This is a genomic window from Koromonas soli, from assembly GCF_059726265.1.
In genome coordinates, this window is sequence record NZ_AP040872.1 from 4,115,408 (window position 1) to 4,141,415 (window position 26,008).

Consider the following 26,008-nt stretch of genomic DNA (forward strand, 5'->3'; position numbering starts at 1 on the left):
TCGATGATGCTTTCGACCACTGGAGCGGGTAGGCGCGCAGTACTGAACCTTGGCTTGACCATTGCAATCTTCGTTGGCATCGTGCCCGCATGTGCACAGGAGTCTCCAACGCCAGCACCTTCGCCTGCGGCGTCGCAAGCATCGGACTCGCAACCGACGCCATCGCAATCAGCCGCACCGCAAGTTGCACCTCAAATATCGCCTTCTGCTCCCGCTACTGCCTCGGATGCGGCGATGCCGCAATCGTTCTGGATCCATGGCGTGATTCACTCCGGAGCGGCGAAACTCCCAGGTGTTACGGTGACAGCTGCTCACTCGCTCACGGGGCGCAAGGTGATTACATCGACAAATGTCGATGGATCGTTTCGGCTCGATCTGCCTTCGCGTGGACGCTGGGTGTTGCGTGCAGAGTTTCCGGCCTTCGCGGCGCAGTCGGCGGAGGTGATGCTTACCCCCGCGCAGCCAGAGGCGATGCATGATTTCGATCTCATCCTTCAATCGCGCGCTCCCAAGACCACCGACACCGAATCTGCGTCGGGCAGCGAGGCAGGACAGCAGCGGCAGCGTGTGGCGGGTTCCATGACCAACGGAACGCGGAGTTCTCAAAGGCTCACGCTTAGCGCGGACGATGCGGCACTGGCTCAGTCCTCTGGAGACAGCGACACGAGCAGCGCCAACGCCGGTGGATTTGCTGCTAGCTCCGATGCGACGAACCAATCGGTTTCCGTTACAGGACGTGGCGGGAACGCGCAAGACTTTGGATTGCAAAATATGGATGACCTGCGCGACCGCATCGAGGAAATGCGCGCGCGCGGCCAACTCGGCGGGGGCGGCTTCGGCCAGGGTGGACCGGGCGGAGGCGATGGCGTCTTCATTATGGGTGGCGGACCCGGAGGGCCGGGTGGTCCCGGCGGGCCCGGCGGAGGCGGCCGCATGCGCATGGGCTCACTCACTCGTCCGCATGGACAGATCTATTATCAGGCCAGCAACGGCGCGCTCGATGCCTCTCCCTACTCGTTGAGTGGAGAACCCTCGGCCAAGCCGGGCTATGGCGCGAACCGCTTTGGTGGAATGCTTGGTGGGCCGCTGAAAATTCCGCATGTGTATGACGATGGCGGAAAGACGTTCATGTTCCTCAACTATTCCGGCACACGCAGCAACACGCCTTACGATGTGTTTTCACATGTGCCGACGGCTGACGAGCGTAACGGCATCTTCGCCGACAGCGTTACGCTCTACGATCCGCTGCATCCGGGGCAGTTGCTCGGCAACGGACACACGGTGCCCACCAACCAGATCAGCGCGCAGGCAAAGTCTCTGCTCAACTACATTCCTTTGCCCAATGTGACGAATGGATCGCTGCAGAACTTCCGCTACTCTTCGGCTGCCGATTCCAACTCCGACATGCTCGGCATCCGCTTGACCCACAATTTCGGAGCCAACGCTCAGCGAGGCCCCATGCCGCCTCCCGGAGCGCCTGATCTCGGAGGTGGTGGTCGCACCCGCCGCCCACGCAACAACATCAGCTTCGGACTCAACTACCAGCGCAACGAGTCGCAAACGCTCGAACCGTTCCCGACGACGGCTGGCAGCACTCATACGAATGGCTTCAATGCGAATGTTGGATGGGCCTTCAGCAAAGGCAAAATCAGCAATCAGCTTCGCTTCACGTGGAACCGCAGTCGCGCCCACGTGGGTAATCTTTATGCAGGCGGAACTACGTGCGCGCCGCTAGAGGGGATAGGTGGGGTGTCGAGCAATCCGCTGGACTGCGGCCTGCCCAATCTGTCGATTGCCGACTTCACCGGACTTACCGACGTCACGCCATCGCTGCGCGATTCGCAGACCTTCAGCCTGAGTGAGAACCTGGGCTGGGTGCGAGGCAAGCATCACTTCCACTTCGGCGCCGACTACCGCTGGATCGACAACCTTGCCTACGCCAGTTCCAACCCGCGCGGCACGTTTACGTTTACGGGCTCGTCCACGGCGAACTACGTCAACGGAGCCGCCGTCTCCGGAACAGGCTACGATTTTGCCGACTTCCTGCTTGGCTACGCGCAACAGACGTCGCTCGCCTACTCGACGGTACGAGACGAATTCCTTGCGCACAGCTACGACTTCTTTGTGCAGGATGACTGGCGCGTGCGCAGCAATCTGACCATCAACTACGGACTGCGCTATGAGTTCATCACGCCCTTTGACGAGGCGCACAACAGGCTCTCAAATCTGATCGCCAACTACGATACGAATGGCGTCTTTCAGGGTGTCACGCTTGTATCGCCGGGCAGCAGCTTTGGACGTTCGCTCGTGCGTCCCGACCGCAACAATTTTGCGCCGCGTCTCGGAATTGCATGGAAGCCTTTCGGTAACAAGACAGTTGTCCGCGCCGGATACAGCGTGAACTACAACCTGGGGCAATACGCATCCATCGCGCAGAGTCTGGCCTCGCAACCGTGCTGCGGCGACACTCCGGCGGTCATCACCCAAACCAACACTGCTCCCGCAACAGCGCCCAACACGGATCTGACGCTGGCAAATGGATTCACCGCTCCGAATACAGCGGTGATCACCAACAACTACGGCATCGATCCCAACTACCGCATCGCCTACGTGCAGATGTGGAACCTTAATATCCAACACGAACTGACGCCCACGCTGCTGCTGAATGTGGGCTATACCGGCAGCAAAGGCACGGCGCTCGACATGCTGCGCGCTCCTAATCGTTCCGCGGTCGGGCTCAAGATTGCCGATGTTGATCCGTTCAACTGGGAGACGTCGCAGGGCTCCTCCATCCTGCATGCAGGTTCGGTGAGGCTGCGCAAGCGCATGAGCCACGGTGTTTCGGTTGGCGGCACGTACACGTATTCGAAGTCGATCGACAACGCGTCGTCGATTGGCGGAGGCGCGCAGGTGGTGGCGCAAAACGATCTCGACCTTCGCGCCGAGCGCGGTCTCTCCAGCTTCGATCAGCGGCACAAGCTGACGGGAGATTGGATGTACGAGCTGCCTTTTGGCGAGGGCCGCCACTGGCTGACCAAGCCTGGCTTTGCGCAGAAAGCCTTCGGCGACTGGATGCTGCAGAGCAGTTTCACACTGGCTTCCGGCACGCCTTTCACGGCGCGCGTTGTGGGTGATGTAGCGGACGTCGCTCGCGGCACGAATGGTACTCTTCGCGCCGACTACAACGGACAGTCACTACAGATTGGCAATCGCAGCCTTGGACATTGGTTCAACACTGCCGCGTTCACCGTGCCAGCTACTGGAACCTACGGCAACGCTGGACGCAACACGATTATCGGCCCAGGAAGCTTCATCATGAATCTCGCGCTGTCGAAGAACTTCCCGATCCACGAATCGACTGGACTGGAGGCGCGCGCCGAAGCAGCGAACGTGCTGAACCATCCCAACTACTCGAGCATCGATACTGCGGTGAATTCGCCAACGTTCGGGCAAGTGATTTCCGTGGCATCCATGCGCAAGATGACACTCTCGTTGCGTTACAGGTTCTAGGTTCATGAAAGATTTGCTTATGTCGATGAATGAGCGCAGATACGAAATCGTTCGCCGGGCCTTGGCTCTGGTCATCTGCAGTTCCATGTTCGTACCGCAGGGCATGTTCGCGCAGGACGCTCGCTCGGGTGAGAGCGGCTTCACGTTCCGCGTCAGCAGCGATCTAGTGCTCGTTTCCGTTACGGTGCGTGATAGGAAAGGCGATCTAGTCCGCGGTTTGCAGCAGAGCGACTTCACGGTGCTCGAAGATGGTAAGGCGCAGCGCATTCAGAGCTTTGACATTGAGGACGTGGGCAATTTCGCTCCCTCGGCGCCCCAGAGCGGTCCAGCGCAGGCCGAAGCCGCCGCGACTCCTACCGACCTGCTCACCAGCAAGAAGGCACCCGCGCACGAGGCGCTCAAAGATCGGCGCCTCATCGTGCTATTCCTCGATCTCAGTTCTTTGCAGAGCGACGATAGCGATCGTGCCATCGACAGCGCACGCAACTTTCTGAACAAGCAGATGACGCCTGCGGATCTCGTATCGATTGTCACCTTCGATACATCGCTCAAAGTGGCGCAGGATTTCACGACTGACAAGAAGCTTCTCGCCTCTGCTCTCGACCGCATTGCGGGAAACGAAGGAACAGGGCAGGAGGCCGGAACCACAGGCAGCAGTGAAGGCACATCGTTCGACGCGGGTTCGTTCGTTGCAGATGACACCGACTACAACATCTTCAACACCGACCTGCGTCTTCAGGCGCTCTCGACCATCGCCAAGAATCTCGCTGGCATCGATCAGAAAAAGTCGATTCTATATTTCAGCAGCGGCATGACAAAGACGGGCATCGAGAACCAGGCTCAGCTTCGCGCGGCAGTGAACGCAGCGGTGCGTTCCAATGTTTCGATCTATGCTGTCGATTCGCGCGGACTCGAAGCCATGCCTCCGGGCGGAGGAGCAGGTTCGGCGAGTTTGCGCGGAGTTTCCGCCTATAGCGGAGCGGCGGTGCAGAACGATCTCGACTCAAACTTCGCCAGTCAGGAGACGCTTGTCACCATGGCCAATGACACAGGCGGTAAAGCGTTCCTCGACTCCAATGATTTCAGCAAGGCTTATGCGAAGGTGCAGGCCGATAGCGAAACGTATTACGTTCTGGGCTATCGCAGTTCCAACAACAACAAGGACGGCCGCTTCCGCCGCATTCAGGTCAAGCTCAATCGCAAGGATGTGAAACTCGAATATCGCCTTGGCTACTACGGCCCGCGCGACTTCCAGCACTTCACGAAAGAAGATCGCGAAGAGCAATTGCAGGAAGAAATGATGTCCGACCTGCCGAACACCGACCTGCCGGTCTATCTCGCTACCGGATACTTTCGCAACAACGACGGCAAGTTCTATGTGCCGGTCTCGATCATCGTGCCTGGATCGGCCATTGCGATGCAGCGCGACAAAGGCAAGGCATCGCTCGATGTACTCGGCGTCGTGCGCGACAAGGAAACAAAATTCCCCATCGGCAACATCCGCGACACGATCAAACTCTCGGTCGAGCAAACCCAAAGCGTCACAGCCGGAAACGCTCAATCCGACAATGCCGTCGTGCAGCCTACGGCCCAAGCCACCGCACCAGCGAAGCGCAAAAACGTTCAGTACACGACACGTTTCCTGCTTCCCCCGGGCAAGTACCATCTCAAGTTTGTGGTGCGTGAGAATCAGAATGGGCGTGTTGGAACCTTCGAAAGCGATCTGGTGATTCCCGACCTGCGCAAGGAGAAAATCAAGGTCAGCTCCGTTATGCTTTCGAGCCAGAAGATTCCCGCTGCGAAGAAGTCGAACGACAATCCGCTGGTCAGCGACGGGCAGGAGATTGTGCCGAATATCGCTCACGTCTTTACGCCCGATCAGTCGATGACGCTTTACTACGAGGTCTACGACCCGGCGAAATCGCCTGGGAAGAAAGATTCCATTCACCTGCTGACGAACATTCAATTCTTCCGCGGCAAGGTGAAGGTCTATGAGACTCCGCTGGTGGAAGCCGAGCACTTGAATGCCGCCGATCGGAAGGCGGCGTCGTTCCAATTCGAAGTTCCGATGAAGGCGCTCAACCCGGGGTGGTACACCTGCCAGGTCAATGTCATCGACGATGCTGGTGCGTCATTTGCATTCCCGCGGACGCAGGTTCTGGTGCGGCAATAACAACGACTGTATCCTCCATGAATCCCACATCTGTGCTCGATAGCAGATGTGGGTTTTTTGTTTGAGCCGTGCATCAATCGCTCTATTTGCCTCTGTATCCTCCTCGCATTTACCCTTTCAATCCACTGCTGAACTCGAGGTCTCGATGACACACAATTCGATCATCGTTGCAGCTTTGCTGCTCTGCGCGCCGCTTTTATTTGCGCAACAAAATGATGGAGTGAAGAAGTTCAACTATCCCAAGGCTCCCACCAGCGACCAGGTTGATGATTATCACGGCACCAAGGTCGCCGATCCCTATCGCCCGCTCGAAGACCCGGATTCGGCGCCGACGCGTGCGTGGGTTGAGGCTGAAAACAAGCTTACGTTCGGCTATCTCGAGCAGATCCCCGCACGCGAGAAGATTCGTGCGCGGATGAAAGAGCTGATGAATTACGAGCGCTATTCCGTGCCGGAAAAGAAAGGCTCGCGCTACTTCTATTCGCACAACACGGGATTGCAGAATCAGAGTGTGCTCTACTGGCTGCCTTCGCTCGATGGGCAGCCACGTCTGCTGCTCGATCCCAACACTCTCTCTTCGGATGGCACAGTCGCGGTGAGCGGCACTGCGGTGAGCGACGATGGGTCGCTGCTTGCCTACAGTCTCTCCAGTTCCGGCTCGGACTGGATGGAGTGGCATGTGCGCGATGTGGCGAGTGGTAAGGATCTTCCCGACGTGATCAAGTGGTCGAAGTTCTCGGCAGCTTCGTTCACGAAGGATGGTAAGGGCTTTTTCTATAGCCGTTACGACGAACCAAAATCGCAGTCGATGCTGCGCGACACCAACTACTACCAGAAGCTCTACTATCACAAGCTTGGGACTCCGCAGTCGGCCGATACGCTCATCTATAAGCGAGACGACCAGAAGGAGTGGGGCTTCAGTGGCGCAGTAACAGATGACGGACGCTATCTGATCATCCACATCAGCGAAGGCACCGATCCACGCAATCGCATTTACTACAAGGATCTCACCGCTGCCGACAGTCCGGTTGTCGCACTGCTCGACAAGAAAGATGCTGTTTACGACTTCATCGACAACGATGGGCCGGTGTTCTGGTTCGTCACCAATCTCAACTCACCGCTGGGCAAGGCGATTGCCATCGACACGCGCGAACCCGCGCCCGAACATTGGAAGACGATCATTCCTGAGGCCAAGGAAAAGCTTCAGGGCGCGGCGACGCTGGATAACAAATTCGTCGCAAGCTATCTAAAGGACGCGCACAGTGAAGTTCGCGTTTTCAATCTCGATGGCAAACTCCTGCGCACGGTGAAAACGCCCGGTCTCGGCACCGTTGGAGGATTCAACGGCAAGCGCACGGATAAGGAGACCTTCTACGCATACACCAGCTTCTCGAACCCGAGTACGGTGTATCGCTACGACATGGAAACCGGCACCAGCACTGTCTTTCGCCGCCCGGTGGTCAAGTTCAATCCCGACGAATACGAAACGCGCCAGGTGTTCTACAACAGCAAAGATGGCACGCGCGTTCCCATGTTCATCACGGCGAAAAAAGGCGTGAAACTCGATGGCAACAATCCCACTCTGCTCTATGGGTATGGCGGATTCGACATATCGCTGACGCCGGCCTTCAGCGTTTCAAATCTGGTGTGGATGGAGATGGGCGGTGTCTATGCGCAAGCCAACTTGCGCGGAGGCGGCGAGTACGGCGAACCATGGCATCTGGCTGGCACCAAGCTGCAAAAGCAGAACGTGTTTGACGATTTCATCGCGGCTGCCGAGTGGCTGGTCGCGAACAAATATACGCAGCCGAAGAAGCTTGCCATCAGCGGACGCAGCAATGGCGGTCTGCTCGTCGGTGCGTGCCTCGCGCAACGTCCCGATCTATTCGGCGCAACGCTTCCCGGAGTTGGCGTGATGGATATGTTGCGCTTCCACAAGTTCACCATCGGGTGGGCGTGGACGTCTGACTACGGCTCATCCGACAATGCCGAGGAGTTCAAGGCAATCTACAAATATTCGCCTCTGCATAATCTGAAACCCGGCACGAAGTATCCGCCAACGTTCATCGTCACGGCGGACCACGATGATCGCGTTGTTCCCGCACACAGCTTCAAATTTGCGGCGACGCTGCAGGCCGATCAGGCTGGCGATGCACCTGTGCTCATCCGAATTGAGACCAAGGCAGGGCATGGAGCGGGCAAGCCCATTTCGAAGGCCATCGACGAAGTCATGGATGAATGGGCGTTCCTTGTGAAGAGCCTTGGGATGGGCGAAAACCCATGGGCTCCGGCCGAGAACGCAGAAACGGCAAGCGGAACGCAGAAGTAAACGAATTGCGACACTTAGATCTGTGCCCCGTGGATCTGTGCTCCATAGACCTGTGCCCCATGGACCTGACGTGGTCGTGGGGCACGACTTTATCTGCACACCTCAACACTCGCGTCTATGTCTCGATCGAGATGTGCGCAACCCTGCCGACGACGTAGTCCGCGAATGTCTGCCCTTTGTTGATCTGCACGAACCCGAGGGCGCATTTCTGATTCTCCGGGCGCAGCGTCAACTGATTGCCCTGTAACTCGACGTAGCGCACCTTGTACTGATCTCCGCTCTTGACCACGTATAGATTGGGCTCGCGACGCCGATAGCTCTGCAGCGAGTTGTAGTGGCGGTCGATCAACAGGGTCGCGCCCGGGAGCAGCCGGGGACGCATGGCTTCGCCGGAATCCTTATCGGCCTTCATCAGCACGAAGCGCTGCCAACTGTGGCGCTCACTCGCCATCTCGGGACGAATCCTGCGCAGGAAGCTTTTTTTGAAACGCAGGAACTCGACGATCTCCTCTTTGTTGAAGTCGCATTGCAACAGCGCCGTTGGCAACACGACGGGAATGGAATCGAAGAGATTGTTATCAGGGTTTGGTATTTTCATGCGCTCCTCTGGCAGGAGCTCGCGGGCATCGACCCGCAACACCTGCATCACCCGATCCATGGCCTCGATGCTCAGGCCGCGGCGCGCGTTGAGGAAATTTGAAACGTGCGCCTGTTGAAATCCCGCGCGTGTCGCCAGCTCCGTGCCGGTTAATTCACCCTTCTCGATACGCTCACGGACCAGCGCACGCAATCGATTCTGCATATCTGAAATCAACATGTTAGCCGCCCATCTATAGCTTTAAGAAATGTGTATCAAACAGAGTTTCTATACTTTGGTAACTTTTAGAAAATATTTTTCGTTCCACTGAGCCCCATCTCGTGCAATCATTCACCCATCAAGTTCAACGACAACAGCGGGAGCAGTAACAATGGAGCACAGCGGTACCACGAACGAAAACACGTTCGTAGAGTTTCGTCGTAAAGTCCAGAATTCAGAACTTCTTTCCAAGGGCGTTTCAAATCTTCTCCGCGAAATCGGCTTCACGGGTCGTCTCAGTGTCGTCGTTCAAAACGGCACAGTGCTCAAGTCTGGGTACGAAGAAGGCTACTTTACACGTAAGAACGATCATCGGTTGATCTGAGTATCACCACAGTTAAAACACTTGCCGGCGGCGCACTTCATCCGGAGTAGCGCTGCTGCAAATCAGTTCATATCGGACAGGTCGTCGGAAAAACACCGAGCCCTGTCATCGGCAGCAGAGTGAATCCTGCACGAAGCGCAACTTCGGCATGTTTCACGCGCTTCCGGTGGCAGGCTCTTTTTCTTTATGGGGGCGCAGGAACAATGGAAGTTATTACGAAGTTTTCACAGTCGCGCAGTTTGGAGCTGAAGTATTGCGAGCGTTGCGGGAATCTCTGGTTTCGCCGCACTGGAAGCGATCGCGCGGAATGCAAGCCTTGTGCGGAGGCCGAAGTTTCGCTTCGTCTTGGGAATCCCGGATCCTTTCTGCAGATTTGGACCCGCTTTCGCGCGGAGGTGCAGGCATGAGCAAACCGATGGCGAATACGGGATTGCGAATTGTGTCGGGCGGAGGTGATGAGCAGGGACGCGAAAACATTTCGGCATATCGCCCTTATACCCGGGCGCTGCTGCGGCGCTACTTTCGAATGGCGGTGGATATAGGGCGTCTGCCCAGTGTGCTGGGAGGGCTCTGCTTCCGGGCGCGGGTCAGTTCCTACAAACTGCACACCTTCGAAGACGCAGTCATCTTCGTGCATGACATCGAGCGAGTTTTTGATCGGCTCGAGCGGCATGCGCTGGAGATTATCGCCGGGGTTGTGCTGCTCGAGTACAGCGTTCCCGAAGCTGCTCTGCGCCTTGGCATCACGGTGCAGCGCGCGGAACGGCGGTATGCAGCAGCGATAGACTCGCTCTCTGCAATGCTGCTCGAAGTTGGGATGCTCCGGCCTGTTTTCCAAAGCGAAGATGCGCCAGGCGGTGCAATCGAAGCCGCGGACGCTCTTCCTCCGAAGAAGCCGCCGGTTTCGGCTCGCATCGATGCTCAGGCTGCAGCTCATTTTCAGGCTTCCTCGGGAGAATAGGGGAGGGCAGCCGGATCGAAGATGTTGCAGCCTTCGCCACGGCTCGTAGTGAGAAAACTCACGTTTGTTCTTTGTATCTGCATATCTGTTATCATCGGCACCGCGCGCCTGTCGATTAATGCGCGCGGTGCTTCTTTAATTCCAGCTTCGGAGAGTTCCCGTGAGCGATATCCCTGCCATGCCTGTTCCTCCTGCTCCCCCTCTGCGCCGCGATGAAGAGATCGCCCTTGAAATGATGAAGTTCATAGCGACCACCACTGGATACGGTCGCACTGGAACACCGGGCGCCGGATTCCAGGGCGGGACTGTTTCGCGTGCAGAAGACTACGCAAAGCATCTCATCGACCTCTTCGGACAGTGCCTCGACGCAATTCGAGCCAAGCGATAACAAGCGGCGCTGGTGTTGAACTCGCGTAAGCGTGTTGCGGGAGAACCTCGCCTTCGAAACGAGGCTTGCATACTTCGTTCGCGAAGTGATGAATCCTGTAAACTTCATAGACAAGGTTCCATCTCACGCTCATGAAGAAAAGCTCTCCCGCATCCGACGCCACACTCTCGGTTCACGCCGGGGAAGACCGCCATGGCCGCAACGCTCCGATCACTACGGAGATTCAGCAAACCGCAGTATTTGCTCTCCGCAACACGGAACAGTTGCGACGCTATGCTGCCGGCGACCCTGAAGTCTTCCTCTACACTCGATACGGAAATCCAACCTTGCGCGCTGCCGAAGAGAAGATTGCAGCTCTCGAGCAGGGGGAAGATTGCGTTCTGACTGCAAGCGGACTTGCCGCTGAGTTGGCCGTCGCTCTCACGCTGTGCAAGAGCGGCGACGAAATCGTTTCGATGCTGGACATCTATGGCGGCACAACCAAGCTGTTTGCCGACCTGCTTGCGCGCTGCGGCATCAAGACGCGATTTGTGCCGTTCACGGAACTGTCCAAAATCGAGAAGTACTTCACGCGCAAAACGCGCATGCTGTTTCTCGAGACGCCCACCAATCCAACTTTGCGTTGCGCCGACATCAGCGCACTTTCGGCGGCGGCACATCGCCGCAAGATCGCTGTCGTGGTGGACAACACTTTTGCCACGCCGGTTCTTCAGAAACCGCTGACGCTCGGTGCCGACATCGTTGTGCACTCGGCTACCAAGTACCTCGGCGGACATAGCGACCTCACGGCAGGAGCGGTCATCACTTCGCGGCGCTGGGCCGATCCGATTCGCAACACTATGATTCTTTCCGGCGGCTGTTCGGACCCCGGAGTCGCGTACCTCCTGTTGCGCGGGCTCAAGACGCTTGAAGTCCGCATGGAACGTGCGTGCCGCAACGCAAAAGTCATTTCAGAGTACCTTGCCGGGCATCGGCAGGTAGCTCAAGTTTTTTATCCCGGACTCGCTGATTCGCCCGCACATGCACTGGCTGCCGCGCAGATGCGGGATTTCGGGGCTATCCTCTCGTTCGACATTCGCGGGGGAGGCGCTGCCGCAGAGAAGTTTATCGACGCACTGAAATTGTGGTACCTGGCCACGAGTCTCGGCGGCGTCGAATCCACCGTGTCTTATCCTGTGCTGTCTTCGCACTCCAGCCTTCGCCCTCGCGAGTTGAAGATGCTGGGAGTCTCACCGGCTACGATCCGGCTTTCGGTCGGAATCGAGGAGGCAAGCGACTTGATCGAGGATCTGGAGCAGGCGTTTGCCGCTCGTTAAACCCCGGTCAACAGATCTGTTCAGCTCAGGTGCTCAGTAGTATATGGCGCGACGGCACCTTCCGACCATTACTAGGTTAGTAACTAAAGTAGTTAGACGGATTGACCCTTCGGTGAATCGTCCGTAGATTTGAGTGAGTGTGTGTTTCAGGCCGGGTTACATCGGGCCGAAACATGCGCGCTATTAACGATGAATTCTTCCTATCGCATTCTTCTTTCGACGCTGCTACTCTCCTGCATTTTTATCTCTTCCTGTGGGCCGGAGAAAAAACCGGCTGCCGCCGCCACACCCGCGGCAAAGGCACAGGCTCCCACGCTTCAGCAACCGACTCAGGCGACAAAGCCGCAGCAGTCATCTCCGGTACGCTCGCAGGCTGCTCCGCAGCATCCGGCGGAGACGGTCGAGCAGTTGATCGCGCGGGCAGAGGCGGAGTATGCGCGAGGGCAGGCGAACTACAACGCCGGGCACCTGGAGGCAGCGAAGGACAATTTCGATACGGCCTTCGATATATTGTTGCGCGGCCCAATGGGCGTGCAGAGCGACGAGAAGCTGCAGGCCGAGTTCGACAAGATTGTCGAAGCGACGCATGAGCTGGAATTGCAGGCGCTGAAGGCGGGCGACGGATTCACGGAACAGCGCGCCGAACCGGCACCGATCGATGAGGCGAACAATATTACGTTCCCCGTCGATCCATCGATCAAGGCCAAGGCTCAGGCGGAGCTGGCGAATACGCGAAGCGATCTTCCGCTGATGCTGACCGATCCGGTGGTGAGCTACATCAATTATTTCTCCAGCCGCGGACATGGAACGATTGAGCGCGCGCTGATCCGGCGAGGGCGCTACGGGGATATGATCTCGAGGATCTTCCGCGAAGAGGGCGTTCCGCAGGATCTGATCTTCCTGGCACAGGCGGAATCGGGCTTCCAGCCGCTGGCGCTGTCGAGGATGGGAGCGCGGGGCATGTGGCAGTTTATGCCGTGGGACGGCATGCATGCCGGGTTGCAGCGCAACTGGTGGGTGGATGAGCGGCAGGATCCGGAGAAGGCGACAAGAGCGGCGGCACGGTTGCTGCGCGACCTTTATAACCAGTTTGGCGACTGGTACCTGGCGATGGCCGCGTATAACTCCGGCCCCGGAACGGTCCAGCGTGCGGTGCAGCGCACGGGCTATGCGGATTTTTGGGAGCTGTATAAGAGGAACGTGCTGCCGGGTGAAACGCGCAACTACGTCCCGATCATCCTGGCAATGACGATCATGGCGAAGAACCCGGCGCAGTACGGGCTTGATCGACTGCCGTACGATCCGCCGCTGGCGTTTGACACGGTGAAGATTCACTATCCGATCGATCTTCGGTTGGTGGCAGAGTGCACGGAGTCTTCGACGGCAGTGCTGCAGGAGCTGAATCCGAGCCTGCTGCGCATGACGACTCCGAAGGACATGGATTTTGAGCTGCACCTGCCGCGGGGAACCTCACAGAAGTTTGAGGCGGCGGTGGCGGCGATTCCCGAGGACATGCGGGTTTACTGGCGCTATCACCGCGTGCAGAGTGGGGAGACGTTGACGGAGATTGCGCGCCGCTATCGCACGACGGCGAGCGCGATTGCCGAGGCAAACAGCCTGCAGAGCGACGATCTGGCCAAAGATATGAAGCTGATCATTCCGGTGTCGCCTGCCAAGAGCGTGAGCGCAGAGCCCGTGGCGCGGACGGCGAGCGCTGGAAGCGGCAAGGCGGTGCGGTACTCGATACGCCGGGGAGACACGGTGCTTTCGGTGGCCGATGACTTCGGAGTTCCGGCGGAAAGAGTGCGGCAGTGGAACCATCTGAAGGGCAATGCGCTGCGCGCCGGGCGCACGCTGACCATCTACAAGCCCGCCGCGACAACGGCTTCGGGGAAGCGCTCCTCTGCCTCTTCCGACGACGAGGACGCGCCGCGCAGCAAGAGCCGGGCGAGCAGCCGCAAGCACGGCAAGAAGGCGCAGGCTGCCAAGGGGCGGAAGGAAGTGGCGGAGGACGAGGACGCTCCGGCGAAGAAGAAGGGGGCGACGGCTTCCGGCAAAAAAGAGAGCGCAAAGAAAGACTCGGCCAGCTCGAATAAGAAGAAGACCGTCGCCGGATCGAAGAAGAAAGAGGATGTCGAGGAGCCTGCGACAAAGAAGGATAAGAAGGTTCGAGAGGCGTCGAAGCCCTCTTCCACGAAGGGCAGGAGGCATAAGCAGCAAGGTTGAGGTCGAGAAGAAGTGACTGGACTTGCTAGCGTGGTTAGGAATCGACTATCGCGATATCGGGGCGGCCGCTCGGAGATCAAAAAGCCCCACCCTCCGGCGTCGCCGGAAGGAAAGGGCACCCGGTTCGATCGAACCAGTTCGCTCAAACCAGTTCGATCAAAATGGTCGCGCGATGATCGGTTGAGCGTAGGTTGAGGAGGGAACAGCCCCACTCAACGAAAAGAGCGTTGAGGGTGCCACCCAAGTTCTGAATGAGATGAATGGGTGAGCGTAGGCGAGGTGGTGTTCCTCTGACGCAACGAGCAGGTGTGGGTAGAGTGCGCGCATCGAATACGTCAATCCATTGCATCGTACGAAATGCTGAGTTATTGTGTTCGGGTGCAGAGGCGTGCGTGTGCGAGAGCATGTGCAGGCGTTAGCGCAAGAAGCGGGAGCAGTCGTGTTGTACCTGTGCTCAGGAGTCCGCGGGCGCGGAGCGGCAAAAGAAACCAGGAGGAGACATGACGTTCGACGAAACTCTTTACGGTCGCGGCAGTGATGACGGAGATGAATTTGATAATGAGTCTTTTGACGACGTGATCGACGACGAAGAAGAAGAGGAACTCGAGGACGACGAGGACGACGCGGAAGAAGATGAACTCGGAGACACCGAAGATGAAGCGGTAGCTCCCGCCGCAAGTCGTGCTCAACGCGACGAAGAAACCGAAACGGCAACCGAGGAAGTGGAACCGGAGCCGGAATCCGAACCTGAACCGAAACCTGCGAAGAAAGCGGCCAAGAAGGGCGGCGCCAAAAAGGCTGCAAAGAAGGCTGCTCCTAAGAAGGCTGCCAAGAAAGCCACCAAGAAAGCCACCAAGAAGGCTGCTGTAAAGAGCGGCGCGAAGAAGGCGGCGAAGAAGGCTACGACGAAGAAAGCTGCCAAGAAGGCGCCTGCGAAGAAGGCTTCAGCAAAGAAGGCTTCAGCAAAGAAGGCCACGAAGAAGGCGGCCAAGAAGACGTCGGCTTCGACAAGGCCAGCGAAGAAAGCCTCTAAGAAAGCCGTGAAGAAGGCGATCAAGGCCGTGCGGAAGGACAGCAAGGCAGGGAAGAAGTCGGCAAAGGGTAAGAAAAGCAGAAGGTAATTTTTGGAGTTTGGAGAGGCCGCGGAGATACTCCGCGGCCTTTTTGTGTTGGCGGAAAACACTCACCTCTGCCAAAAACGGGCAGAGGTGGGGCACCAGTTGGTGGTAGGGTGACCTGGGGGCGACGGAAGAGATTGGAAGGCCTGCTGGGATCCTTCGCTGCGCTCAGGATGACACCTTAAAAGCAAGAGCGAAAAAACAAGAGCTCAAACCAAGAACACAACCAGCAGCAAAAAGCCCCAGCGGGTGGCTGGGGCGCGGAGTTGATTGGTTTCGGGTTAGGAGGCTGGGGCGGCAGCGGCCTTCAGGTCCTGTTTGCCGAGTTGTTCGATGGCGCGGCGAAGCTGCTCGTCGGGCTGGTTCTTCTTGGGCGCCGAATTGTTGTCGTTCTCGTCGGTTTGCAGGTCGGAGTCGTCGGGAGCGACGAAATCGTCGGCCTTGTCGGCGACCATGACGTTGGGCGTGATCGCTACGTCCTGGATGGCCTTGCCGCCCGGCGTGTAGTACTTGGCGATGGAGAGGATCAGGGCTCCGCCATCCTGCAGATCGATGGTTTTCTGGATGGAGCCGGAACCGAAGGTCTTGTCGCCGAGGACGTCTCCGCGTGCGTTTTCAAGAACGGCGGCGGCGATGATTTCAGCCGGGCCTGCGGTGGTCTTGTTGGCGATTACGACCAAGGGCAGGGTGGTGATGGCCTTGGTGGGATCGGCGGCGAAGCTCTGGCGCGGATACTTCTGGCCCTCAAGGTAGGTGATCTGTCCGTGGTTGAGGAACAGGTTGGCGGTGGCAATGCCTTCGGAAATGTCGCCGTCACCGGAGTTGCGGAGGTCGAGAATCAGCTTCTTCGCGCCGCTCTTCTGGAAATCACGGATGCGGGAAGCGATTTCCTGACTGCGGCCCTTGGGGAAGCCTTCGGCTCGGATGTATCCGATCTGGTTATCGAGCATGCGGTAGGAGGCCGCCGGGTACTTCACGTTATCGCGGGTGATGCTGATCTTCTGCGGCTGTGACTTGGTGGGCCGGACAACGCTGAGGTTCACGATGGAACCGACGGGACCGCCAAGGAAGCCGTTGAGTTCGGCGAGGGACATCTCGCGGGTGCTCTTGTCGTTGAGGGCTTCGATGATGTCTCCGGCGAGCAGGCCAGCTTTGTCGGCGGGGCCTCCGGGAACGACAGAGATGACGTCACCATAGCCGAAACGCTTGGAGATGGCTGCGCCGATTCCGGCGGGAGAGGTGCCGAGCTGCTTGTACTGCTTGTACTCGTCGGCATTCATGTAGCTGGAGTTCGGATCGAGAGCCTCGAGCAGTCCGTGAAGCGCGCCGTTGCTGACCTGCGGAATATTGGGATCCTCGACATAGTCGGTGCGGATGCGCGAGAGCACTTCACTGTACACGCTGAGTTGGCGGTAGGCGCCATCGTTACCGCTGCTCGGCTTGACGCCGACGGCTCCGGCCACGGCGAAGGCGAGAATGAGGAACGACAGGAGGAGGAGAGTTGTTTTTACGCTTTTCGACATGGATCCTTAGCCAGCCTGGACTGGAGTCATTATACGGCGGAAAACGGACGGCCGCCGTCAGGCGCGGGTTCAGCTTCATTAGACGCAGCAGGTTTAGCAAAGGTGAAGATGAATTTTGGGGAATTTAGGGGGGAGGTACTCGGGAAGAGAGGTGGCGACCTGAAGGAAAACCCCCACCTCTGCCAAAGGATAGCAGAGATGGGGCACCGGGGCGGGGCAGGATGTCGTCAAGGCTTGGGGCAGAATCGGGAAAGTGGAGGAGGAGGGGTGAGAGCTGCTCCTATTCGCGGTGCCGGGGCATCTGAAAGGTGTGAGGTGAGGGTCCCCCTGACAATTTGATCTTTGGCTCGACTTGGCCCTGTGTGGCGCGGCATTATTATTACTTGCGCACATATCAGGCGGTCGGCGCAGTGAAGTTTCGGAGCACCTGGAGTCGTCCGGGAGCAGAAAGGCTATTAAAAAGTTAATGTCAGCAAATGCACAGCAACTTGAAACAACGACTTCGGCGGAGCTGGACCAGCTATGCGTAAACACGATTCGTACGCTGTCGATTGATGCGGTTCAGAAGGCAAACAGCGGACATCCGGGAGCCCCGATGGGACTGGCTCCGGTGGCTTATGTGCTTTGGGACCGCGTAATGCGCTACAACCCGAAGAGTCCGCGCTGGCCGAATCGCGACCGGTTTGTGCTTTCCGCTGGACATGCCTCGATGCTGCTGTACTCGATGCTGCATTTGACTGGGTATGAGGTGCCGATGTCGGAGATTCAACGCTTCCGGCAGGTGGGATCGATGTGCCCGGGACACCCGGAATACAACATCACGCCGGGAGTGGAGACCACGACGGGACCTCTGGGCCAGGGCGTGGCGAACTCGGTGGGCATGGCGATTGCCGAACGCTGGCTGGCGGCGCATTTCAATCAGGGCGGCGAAAAGATTGTCGATTACCGCGTGTACTCGATCTGCTCCGATGGCGACATGATGGAGGGGATTTCGCACGAGGCGGCAGCGCTGGCAGGGCATTTGAAGCTGTCGAACCTGATCTGGCTATATGACTCGAACCACATAAGCCTGGACGGGCCGACGACGATGTCCTACTCGGACGACGTGGAATCGCGCTTCAAGGGATACCACTGGAACGTGCTGAAGGTGGAGGACGGGAACGATCTGAAGGCGATTGAAGAAGCGATCCGCAAGGCGCAGCAGGAGACGGACCGGCCGACGCTGATCGTGGTGCATACACACATTGGATTTGGCTCTCCGAACAAGCAGGACAAGAGCGCGGCGCATGGCGAACCACTGGGCGCGGACGAAGTGAAGGCCACGAAGCGCAATTATGGATGGCCGGAAGATGCGCAGTTCCTGATTCCGAAGGAAGCGGGCGAGCATCTGGGCAAGGCCGTGGAGCGCGGAGCGAAGCTCGAAGCGGATTGGAAGAAGGCTTTCGAGGCGTGGGCGAAGGGGAATCCGGAGCTGGCGAAGCAGTGGGACGGCATTATGAACGGCAAGCTGCCGGAGGGCTGGGACAAGGACATTCCGACGTTCCCAGCGGATGCCAAGGGAGTTGCGACGCGCGAGGCCGGAAACAAGGCGATGAACGCGATTGCAAAGCACATTCCGTGGCTGCTGGGCGGCTCGGCCGATCTGGAGACTTCGAACAAAACGAAGATCGATGGCGAGAAGAGTTTTGAGGCGGACAGCTATGGCGGACGGATTCTGCGCTTTGGCGTGCGCGAGATGGGAATGGGCGGAATCCTGAATGGGCTGGCGGCAAGCGGCCTGAGGGTGTTCGGCGGAACGTTCCTGGTATTCAGCGACTACATGAGGGCGGCGGTGAGATTGGCCTGCATCATGGAGCTGCCGGTAACCTACGTCTATACCCACGACTCTATTGCTGTAGGCGAGGATGGGCCGACGCACGAGCCGGTGGAACAGGTGATGTCGCTGAGACTGATGCCGTTCATGCGGCTGATCCGTCCGGCGGACGCGAACGAGACGGCGGTGGCGTGGAAGGTGGCGATTGAGAGCAAGGGGCATCCGACGGCGCTGGCGCTGACGAGGCAGGCGGTTCCTACGTTTGATCGCACGAAGTACGGAAGCGCGGAAGGGCTGAGGAAGGGCGCATACATCTTCAGCGACTGCCAGGGAACGCCGGATGTGGTGCTGATTGGCACGGGAAGCGAGTTGCAACTGGCGTTGGAAGCGCAGGAAAAGCTGGCAGGCGAAGGAGTGAAGGCGCGGGTAGTGAGTTTCCCGTGCTGGGACCTGTTTGAAGAGCAGACGCCGGAGTACAAGGAGAGCGTGCTGCCGAGCGCAGTGCGGGCCCGCGTGGCAGTGGAAGCAGGGATTCCGATGGGCTGGGAGCGCTACGTTGGGCTGGAAGGCCGAGTGGTGGGTCAAAAGCAGTTTGGCGCTTCGGGTCCGGCGAAGGAAGTGTTCAAGCACTTCGGGTTCTCGGCGGATGCTGTGGTGAAGCAGGCCAAGGAATCGATTGCGGTGGTGAAAGGGCTGGGGAAGAGATAGATGAAAGTTGCCGTTGCGGCAGACCACGCGGGGTCACTGTTGTTGACCCCGGTGTTGGACTTTGTACGAAGCCTGGGGCATGAAGCCGTGGACCTCGGGACGCATGATGCGGTGACACCCGATGACTATCCGGACAGGGCTGCCGATATTGCAGCCGCGCTGCTGGATGGACGAGCCGAACGCGGAGTGTTGATTTGCGGGAGCGGTGTCGGCGCATCGGTGGCGGCAAACAAGGTTCGCGGCATCCGTGCGGCGCTTTGTCATGACACGTATTCGGCGCACCAGGGAGTGGAGCACGACCAGATGAATGTGCTCTGCCTGGGCGGACGGGTGATTGGCGAGGCGCTGGCGGTGGAATTGGTGCAAGCATTTCTGAATGCAACGGTCAGCAACGAGGAGCGGCATCATCGGCGGGTAGCGAAGATCGCCGTCATGGAATCGAAATTCTGACGCGGAAGATATGAGGAGATAAGAGATGTCCAGCAATCCTTTACAGCAGTTGAGCAAGGTGGGCCAGAGCCCGTGGTATGACCAGATGACGCGGTCGCTGGTAACAGAGGGCACGCTGAAGAAGCTGATCGAGGAAGACGGGCTGCGGGGACTGACCTCGAACCCCACGATCTTCGAGAAAGCGATCTCGGGCGGCAAGGATTATGAAGAGGCGATGAAGGAACTGGTCGGCAAGGGCGCTGAACTGGGCGAGATCTACGATGGCCTGGTGGTGACCGATATTGCCAGCGCAGCCGATGTCTTCCTGCCGGTGTACGAGAGCACGAAGGGCGCAGACGGATTTGTGAGCATTGAGGTTTCTCCGCTGCTGGCGAAGGACACGGCAGGGACCATCAAGGAAGCCAAACGTCTGCATGCGAAGCTGGCGCGTCCGAACGTGATGATCAAGGTTCCGGCGACACCAGAGGGAATCCCGGCGATCGAGGAGCTGATCTCGGAAGGGATCAACGTGAACGTCACGCTGATCTTCTCGGTCGATGTCTATGCGCAGGTTGTTGAGGCGTATCTGAAGGGCCTGGAAAAGCGCGTTGCGAAGGGCGGCGCGGTGGATCGCGTCGCGTCGGTGGCGAGCTTCTTTGTGAGCCGCATCGATACGGCAGTCGATAAGAAGCTGGAAGAGATTGCCAAGGCAGGACGCGCGGAAGCGAAGGAACTGCTGGGCAAGGCCGCGATTGCAAACGCGAAGCTGGCGTATGAGAAGTTCCAGCAGCTCTTCAGCGGAGCGCGCTGGGAGAAGTTGGCGGGGGCCGGTGCAAAGGTGCAGCGTCCGCTGTGGGCCTCGACAGGCACGAAGAATCCGAAGTACTCGGACGTGCTGTATATCGAGACGCTGATTGGACCGGACACGGTGAACACGATGCCTCCGGCGACCTTTGACGCTTTCCGCAGTCACGGCAAGGTGGCGGTGACGATCACCGAAGACGTGAAGGGCGCGCACAAAGTGTTCGACGAGTTGAAGGCGCTGGGTGTGGACCTGACGGCGGTGACGCTGGAGTTGACGGCAGCGGGCGTGAAGAGCTTTGCGGATTCGTACAACGATCTGATCGCGGTGATCGAGCGTCGCCGGCAAGAGGTAGCACATGTCTAACGCAAGCGAAGTGGTGCTCGGATCGGGACAGGCGGAATTCGAAGCGGCGCTTGAGCGGCTGAAAAAGCAGAACGTGGTGGAACGCATCTGGAAGAAGGATGCGAGCGTGTGGTCGGACAAGCCGGAGCACGCGAAGATCATTGGGAACTCGCTGGGGTGGCTGCGCGTGCCGGGGCAGGTGCTGGAGCGCGTGGCGGAACTGAAGGCGTTTGCCGAGGAGATTCGCAAGGCAGGCTTTACGCACGCGGTGGTGCTGGGCATGGGCGGATCGAGCCTGTGTCCGGAAGTGCTGCGGCAGAGCTTCGGTCAGCAGAAGGGGTATCCCGAACTGCTGGTGCTGGACTCGACGGTTCCGGCGGCGGTGGCTCATATTGAGTCGCAGGTGAAGCTGGAGAGTACGCTGTTTATCGTGGCTTCGAAGTCGGGCTCAACGACCGAGCCGCAGATGTTCGAGCGGTACTTCTACGATCGCGTGAAGCAGGTGAAGGGCGACGAGGTCGGCGAAAACTTTATCGCCGTCACCGATCCGGGAACGCTGCTGGAGCGGCAGGCGAAAGAGCTGAAGTATCGCAAGACCTGGGTGAACTGGGCCGACATCGGCGGAAGATATTCGGCGCTGAGCTTTTTTGGCATGGTGCCCTTTGCAGTGATGGGCGGCGATGTGGAAGGTCTGCTGGAACGCGCAGTGGCTGTGGCCAAACAATGCGAAAGCGCGGACGTGGCGGCGAATCCGGGCGCGACTCTGGGAGCTCTGATCGGTTCACTGGCAAATAAAGGCGTCGATAAGCTGACGCTTGTGATGTCGAAGGAAATCGCGTCGCTCGGGTTGTGGATTGAACAGTTGGTGGCCGAGAGCACGGGCAAGGAAGGCAAGGGCATTGTGCCGATTGCAGGTGAGGCCGTGGGTGCGCCGAGCGAGTATGGCAAGGATCGCGTGTTCGTCTCGATTGCCGTGGGCGATGGCGATGCTGCAACGGCGAGCAAGATGACGGCGCTGGAAAGCGCCGGATACGCGGTGGTGCGGCAGCAACTGGCCGGGCCGATCGATCTGGGTGCGACGTTCTATATCTGGGAATTTGCGACGGCGGTGGCTGGTTCGCTACTGAACATCGATGCATTCGACCAGCCGAACGTGCAGGAGTCGAAGGACAACACGAAGCGGCTGCTGGAAGAGTTTGTCGCGAAGGGTGCGCTGCCGGAGCAGAAGCCTCTGCTCACGGATGGTGCGCTGAAGTTGTACAGCGAAGACAAGTCGCTGGGGTCGAGTTTCGATGCGGCGGTGGCGGCTCATCTGAAGAAGGTGCAAGGGGGCGATTACGTGGCGATCACGCAATACTTCCTCGAAACACCGGAGGTGGAGTCGCTGGTGCAGAGGTTACGGCTGGCGGTGAGAGCGAAGACTAAGGCGGCGACGACGACCGGGTATGGACCACGCTTCCTGCACTCGACAGGGCAGTTGCACAAGGGCGGCGCGAACAATGGCGTGTTCCTGCAATTGACGGTGCAGGATGCAAAAGACGTGGCGATTCCGCGTGAGCCGTTTGGCTTCAGCGTGCTGAAACAGGCGCAGTCGCTGGGAGATTTGGAATCGTTGCTGAAGCACGGACGTCGTGCAGTGCGCGTGGATCTCGGGCCGGATGTGGCAGCGGGATTGAAGCGATTGCTGCAAGCGGTGGAGTAAAGATTGGCGCGGCCTGAGGGCCGCGCCAAAGTGTATAGGCTTCCGCGGGAAGGCAGTGGTGATGAGAGGGGTCCTTCGCCTTCGGCTCAGGATGACAATTCAAAGCAAAGGCAATAACAAGAGCAAGAGCAACAGACCCACCTCTGCCAACTACGGGCAGAGATGGGGCACCACTAGAGATTGGTTAGCACCAGAGAGTAGTTACATCAGAGATTAGTTAGATATGTTGCGTTCCCACATTCGCCAAAAGATGGCGGATGTGGGCCACCAGCAGTTTCCTATATTCGCCAAGATATGGGCGCCAGTTTTGCGCTGTTTGGGGTGGCTGCAGCATCGAACGAGTAGAGTCTCTGGCGGATGAAATAGCAAACACTCAGGCTCCGGCATCACACCACAGGACAATTGAAACGATGAGCACAGTCATTCCCGCTACACCGACCTCGCACACTGAAATTCAGCCTCTGCCTACGGGCGAACCTTGCATACTCGTGATATTTGGCGGCTCAGGAGACCTGGCGCGGCGCAAGCTGCTGCCTGCGGTTTTTGACCTGACGTCGATGGGGTGCACGGAAAAGGGTTTCGATATTGTCGGCGTGGGGTTGCCGGCAATGAGCGATGAGGAGTTTCGCTCGGCGATGCGGCAGGCGGTCGAGATGTCGAACGCGGCGCGCACGTTTAACAAGGAAAACTGGGAGAAGTTTGAAGGCAAGCTGACGTATATCTCGGGCGATCTGGACAAGGCGGACACGTTTCAGCAGTTGGCGAAGCGGTTGGAGGAGATGCGCGGGGCGGGCGCCAGCAGTAATCATCTGTTCTATCTGGCGGTGCCGCCGTCGATTGCGCCGGAGGTGATCTCGGGACTCGGGGCGGCGGGGCTGAGCTGCAACGACAAGGGCTGGTCAAGAATCATCGTCGAGAAACCATTTGGTCGCGATCTGGAGTCGGCGCGAACGCTGAACAAGAAAGTGCTCAGCGTTTTCGACGAAAGCGCGGTGTACAGGATCGACCACTACCTGGGCAAGGAGACGGTGCAGAACCTGTTGATGTTTCGTTTCGGCAACTCACTGTTTGAACCGCTGTGGAATCGCAACTTCATCGACTATGTCGAGATTACGGCGGCAGAACCGCTGGGCGTGGAGAACCGCGCGAAGTTCTACGAAGAGACGGGCGCGCTGCGCGATATGGTGGCGAACCATTTACTTCAACTGGTGGCGTTGACCGCTATGGAGCCGCCTTTCAGCATGGATGCGGACGCGGTGCGCGAACAGAAGGTGCAGGTGCTGAAGGCGATCCGTCCGATGACGCTGGATGAGGTGACGGCGCGGACTGTGCGCGGACAGTATGGGCCGGGCGTGGTGGAGGGAAGCCTGGTGCGCGGATACAGACAGGAGCCGGGCGTGGCCGAGAATTCGGCGGCCGAGACGTATGTCGCGCTGGAACTGCATGTGGACAACTGGCGGTGGGCGGGAGTGCCTTTCTACATTCGGACGGGAAAGCGGCTGGCAGCGCATCGCACGGAGATTCGCGTGCATATGAAGCCGACGCCGGAAGCGCTGTTTGTGGCGGGACAGAATCATCAGCCGGACCCGAATGTGATCTGCCTGCGAATTCAGCCGGATGAGGGAATCACGATTTCGTTTGGAGCGAAGCGTCCGGGCATTGGGATGAACGGAATCACGGTGAAGGCCGATTTCAGCTATCGCGAAGCGTTCGGAATGAACACTCCGGTGGCGTATGAAACGCTGCTGCTGGACGTGATGATGGGCGACGCAACGCTATTCACGCGAGGCGACGAGGTCGAGGCGGAATGGCGGATCGTGACTCCGATTGAGCAGGCATGGGCTCAGTTGCCGAAGCCGCAGTTTCCGAACTATGCCGCGGGAAGCGAAGGGCCGGAGCTTGCGCATGCGTTGATGTGGGGAGAGCGAAGGTGGTCTCCGCTGCGCGGGGACTCGCGGTAACGTTGCTAATTCACTTCGCAATGCAACCAGCAAACAATTTGCAGCAACTAGTCTGTTAGGAGTGGAAGGTCCGCTTGGCTTGGATACTCTTCTTGGTACTGCTGGCGTTGTGGGTGGCAGGCGTCGTACGCGGAGATTCGTTTGGCGGCGCGCTGCACTTTGTGCTGCTCGCGGCGGTGATGATGCTCGTGGTGGGCACGTTGAACGGACGTCCTCCGGCAGAAGATTGATACGCGTCGTTGTGTGCGTGGCTCTGTGTGTGGCGCTCACCACGATGCCCGCGTACTCGTACTCGGTACTGACTCACGAAGAACTGGTGGACCTGGTTTGGGATGACAGCATTCAACCGCTGCTGTTAAGCCGATTTCCGAACGCGACGCCGGAAGAGTTGCGGCGCGCCCATGCGTATGCGTATGGCGGTTCGGTGATTCAGGATCTGGGGTACTACCCTTTTGGAAACAAGCTGTTCAGCGATCTTACGCATTATGTGCGCACGGGGGATTTCGTGCGTGCGCTGTTTGCTGAATCGACAAATGTCAATGAATTGGCGTTTGCCGCAGGTAGCCTGGCGCACTATGTTTCCGATATCCACGGACATCCTTATGTGAATCGCGCGGTGGCCATCGAGTTTCCGAAGCTTAAGCAGCGGTTTGGGCCGGTGGTGACCTATGACGAGGCGAAGATCGAGCATCTGCGAACGGAGTTTGGGTTTGACGTAGTGCAGGTGGCGAAGCATCGGTATCCTCCGCAGGCGTTTCATGACTTTATCGATTTCCAGGTGGCCAAGGAACAACTGGAACGGGCGTTTGTTCGCACGTATGGCGTGCCGCTGAATTCGGTGCTGACGCACGAGGACCTGGCAATTGGGACGTACAGACGCGCGGTGAGCAAGGTGGTTCCTGAGATGACGAAGGTGGCGCTCGCCAGCCGCGGGAAGAGGATGCAGAAGGAGATCCCGAACTTTAACCGGAAGCTGTTTTTGTATCGCCTGTCGCGTGCCGATTATGAAAAGAGCTGGGGGCGCGATTACTCGAAGCCCGGATTGGGCGCGCGGGTACTGGCTTTTGTGCTGCATCTGGTGCCGAAGGTGGGGCCGTTTCGCGGGTTGTCGTATAAAGATCCGACGCCGCAGACAGAAGACCTCTACATGAAGAGTGTGAACCAGACGGTGGATGCCTTGCGCGTGCAGGTGAAACGCGTGCGGCAACCCGGCGCTGGATTCGATGCAATGGATCTCGACACGGGCGCGCCGACTAAGGCCGGGGAGTACGATCTGGCGGATGAGACCTATCGCGAACTGTTGCGACGTCTGCAGAAAGATAAGTTTGCGCACACGGATGAGCATTTGCAGGAGGCGGTGGTGCGGTACTTTGGGAATTTTCATCCGAAGGTGAAGAATGACAAGGACAAGAAGCGCTGGGCCGAGGACGAATGTGCGCTGAATGCACTGAAGGTAATGACGCCTGCGGCGGCTCCGGTGGCAGAGAGGGCGGGGCACATTGACAGTGCAACCAATTGACGGC

18 protein-coding genes are annotated in these 26,008 nt (G+C 58.5%); 16 read left to right on the plus strand and 2 right to left on the minus strand.

Going from position 1 to position 26,008, the window contains the following annotated elements:
* Positions 1-3: 3 nt before the first annotated feature.
* The 3 genes from AC6IY8_RS17955 (at position 4) to AC6IY8_RS17965 (ending at position 8,012) form a co-directional block, all read left to right on the plus strand.
* The gene (locus AC6IY8_RS17955; protein WP_497776111.1) at positions 4-3,510 is read left to right on the plus strand and encodes a TonB-dependent receptor; all 3,507 of its coding nucleotides are present in this window, start codon (positions 4-6) and stop codon (positions 3,508-3,510) included.
* Between the two features lie 4 nt (positions 3,511-3,514).
* Positions 3,515-5,683: a VWA domain-containing protein gene (locus tag AC6IY8_RS17960; RefSeq protein WP_497776112.1), complete on the plus strand. Its 2,169-nt coding sequence runs from the start codon at positions 3,515-3,517 to the stop codon at positions 5,681-5,683.
* Positions 5,684-5,828: 145 nt separating this feature from the next.
* Complete coding sequence (locus tag AC6IY8_RS17965) at positions 5,829-8,012, plus strand: prolyl oligopeptidase family serine peptidase (protein ID WP_497776113.1); 2,184 nt, start codon at positions 5,829-5,831, stop codon at positions 8,010-8,012.
* Positions 8,013-8,127: 115 nt separating this feature from the next.
* Here AC6IY8_RS17965 and AC6IY8_RS17970 read toward each other — a convergent pair whose 3' ends face one another.
* Complete coding sequence (locus AC6IY8_RS17970) at positions 8,128-8,829, minus strand: hypothetical protein (RefSeq protein WP_497776114.1); 702 nt, start codon at positions 8,827-8,829, stop codon at positions 8,128-8,130.
* A gap of 151 nt (positions 8,830-8,980) precedes the next feature.
* Here AC6IY8_RS17970 and AC6IY8_RS17975 point away from each other — a divergent pair, with 151 nt between their 5' ends.
* From AC6IY8_RS17975 to AC6IY8_RS18000, 6 genes are all read left to right on the plus strand, one after another.
* A complete protein-coding gene (locus AC6IY8_RS17975; protein WP_497776115.1) occupies positions 8,981-9,193 on the plus strand; it encodes a hypothetical protein in 213 nt (70 codons plus the stop codon).
* Positions 9,194-9,596: 403 nt separating this feature from the next.
* Positions 9,597-10,154 carry a hypothetical protein gene (locus tag AC6IY8_RS17980; RefSeq protein WP_497776117.1) on the plus strand — a complete coding sequence of 186 codons (558 nt, stop codon included), beginning with the start codon at positions 9,597-9,599 and terminating at the stop codon, positions 10,152-10,154.
* A gap of 160 nt (positions 10,155-10,314) precedes the next feature.
* Positions 10,315-10,542, plus strand: coding sequence for a hypothetical protein (locus AC6IY8_RS17985; RefSeq protein WP_497776119.1), 228 nt, complete (start codon positions 10,315-10,317; stop codon positions 10,540-10,542).
* 131 nt (positions 10,543-10,673) lie between these two features.
* Positions 10,674-11,858 carry a trans-sulfuration enzyme family protein gene (locus tag AC6IY8_RS17990; RefSeq protein WP_497776120.1) on the plus strand — a complete coding sequence of 395 codons (1,185 nt, stop codon included), beginning with the start codon at positions 10,674-10,676 and terminating at the stop codon, positions 11,856-11,858.
* Positions 11,859-12,047: 189 nt separating this feature from the next.
* Positions 12,048-14,084 carry a lytic transglycosylase domain-containing protein gene (locus tag AC6IY8_RS17995; RefSeq protein ID WP_497776122.1) on the plus strand — a complete coding sequence of 679 codons (2,037 nt, stop codon included), beginning with the start codon at positions 12,048-12,050 and terminating at the stop codon, positions 14,082-14,084.
* Between the two features lie 500 nt (positions 14,085-14,584).
* Positions 14,585-15,205, plus strand: a complete 621-nt coding sequence (locus AC6IY8_RS18000) for a hypothetical protein (protein ID WP_497776123.1) — start codon at positions 14,585-14,587, stop codon at positions 15,203-15,205.
* 278 nt (positions 15,206-15,483) lie between these two features.
* Here the strand turns inward: AC6IY8_RS18000 and AC6IY8_RS18005 are convergent, their stop codons facing one another.
* Positions 15,484-16,725: a S41 family peptidase gene (locus AC6IY8_RS18005; protein ID WP_497776125.1), complete on the minus strand. Its 1,242-nt coding sequence runs from the start codon at positions 16,723-16,725 to the stop codon at positions 15,484-15,486.
* Positions 16,726-17,191: 466 nt separating this feature from the next.
* Between AC6IY8_RS18005 and tkt the strand changes: the two genes are divergently transcribed.
* From tkt to AC6IY8_RS18040, 7 genes are all read left to right on the plus strand, one after another.
* A complete protein-coding gene (gene tkt, locus AC6IY8_RS18010) occupies positions 17,192-19,246 on the plus strand; it encodes a transketolase (RefSeq protein WP_497776126.1) in 2,055 nt (684 codons plus the stop codon).
* Entirely contained in the window at positions 19,247-19,696 is a 450-nt protein-coding gene (locus AC6IY8_RS18015; RefSeq protein ID WP_497776127.1) for an RpiB/LacA/LacB family sugar-phosphate isomerase, read from the plus strand. It begins immediately after the preceding gene.
* 25 nt (positions 19,697-19,721) lie between these two features.
* Positions 19,722-20,843 (plus strand): transaldolase, encoded by a 1,122-nt coding sequence (gene tal, locus AC6IY8_RS18020; RefSeq protein ID WP_497776128.1) that lies wholly within the window; start codon positions 19,722-19,724, stop codon positions 20,841-20,843.
* Positions 20,836-22,524, plus strand: coding sequence for a phosphoglucose isomerase-related protein (locus tag AC6IY8_RS18025; RefSeq protein WP_497776130.1), 1,689 nt, complete (start codon positions 20,836-20,838; stop codon positions 22,522-22,524). Before tal ends, AC6IY8_RS18025 begins: the two co-directional genes overlap by 8 nt.
* A gap of 410 nt (positions 22,525-22,934) precedes the next feature.
* A complete protein-coding gene (gene zwf / locus AC6IY8_RS18030) occupies positions 22,935-24,485 on the plus strand; it encodes a glucose-6-phosphate dehydrogenase (protein WP_497776131.1) in 1,551 nt (516 codons plus the stop codon).
* 74 nt (positions 24,486-24,559) lie between these two features.
* Positions 24,560-24,715 (plus strand): DUF5670 family protein, encoded by a 156-nt coding sequence (locus AC6IY8_RS18035; RefSeq protein ID WP_497776132.1) that lies wholly within the window; start codon positions 24,560-24,562, stop codon positions 24,713-24,715.
* Positions 24,712-26,004, plus strand: coding sequence for a zinc dependent phospholipase C family protein (locus AC6IY8_RS18040; protein WP_497776134.1), 1,293 nt, complete (start codon positions 24,712-24,714; stop codon positions 26,002-26,004). Before AC6IY8_RS18035 ends, AC6IY8_RS18040 begins: the two co-directional genes overlap by 4 nt.
* Positions 26,005-26,008: the final 4 nt, after the last annotated feature.

Bases quoted from the DNA above. Each gene is read 5' to 3' on its own strand.
- AC6IY8_RS17955 (WP_497776111.1), top strand. From the start codon at position 4: ATGATGCTTTCGACCACTGGAGCGGGTAGGCGCGCAGTACTGAACCTT.
- AC6IY8_RS17960 (WP_497776112.1), top strand. From the start codon at position 3,515: ATGAAAGATTTGCTTATGTCGATGAATGAGCGCAGATACGAAATCGTT.
- AC6IY8_RS17965 (WP_497776113.1), top strand. From the start codon at position 5,829: ATGACACACAATTCGATCATCGTTGCAGCTTTGCTGCTCTGCGCGCCG.
- AC6IY8_RS17970 (WP_497776114.1), bottom strand. From the start codon at position 8,829: ATGTTGATTTCAGATATGCAGAATCGATTGCGTGCGCTGGTCCGTGAG.
- AC6IY8_RS17975 (WP_497776115.1), top strand. From the start codon at position 8,981: ATGGAGCACAGCGGTACCACGAACGAAAACACGTTCGTAGAGTTTCGT.
- AC6IY8_RS17980 (WP_497776117.1), top strand. From the start codon at position 9,597: ATGAGCAAACCGATGGCGAATACGGGATTGCGAATTGTGTCGGGCGGA.
- AC6IY8_RS17990 (WP_497776120.1), top strand. From the start codon at position 10,674: ATGAAGAAAAGCTCTCCCGCATCCGACGCCACACTCTCGGTTCACGCC.
- AC6IY8_RS17995 (WP_497776122.1), top strand. From the start codon at position 12,048: ATGAATTCTTCCTATCGCATTCTTCTTTCGACGCTGCTACTCTCCTGC.
- AC6IY8_RS18000 (WP_497776123.1), top strand. From the start codon at position 14,585: ATGACGTTCGACGAAACTCTTTACGGTCGCGGCAGTGATGACGGAGAT.
- AC6IY8_RS18005 (WP_497776125.1), bottom strand. From the start codon at position 16,725: ATGTCGAAAAGCGTAAAAACAACTCTCCTCCTCCTGTCGTTCCTCATT.
- tkt (WP_497776126.1), top strand. From the start codon at position 17,192: ATGTCAGCAAATGCACAGCAACTTGAAACAACGACTTCGGCGGAGCTG.
- AC6IY8_RS18015 (WP_497776127.1), top strand. From the start codon at position 19,247: ATGAAAGTTGCCGTTGCGGCAGACCACGCGGGGTCACTGTTGTTGACC.
- tal (WP_497776128.1), top strand. From the start codon at position 19,722: ATGTCCAGCAATCCTTTACAGCAGTTGAGCAAGGTGGGCCAGAGCCCG.
- AC6IY8_RS18025 (WP_497776130.1), top strand. From the start codon at position 20,836: ATGTCTAACGCAAGCGAAGTGGTGCTCGGATCGGGACAGGCGGAATTC.
- zwf (WP_497776131.1), top strand. From the start codon at position 22,935: ATGAGCACAGTCATTCCCGCTACACCGACCTCGCACACTGAAATTCAG.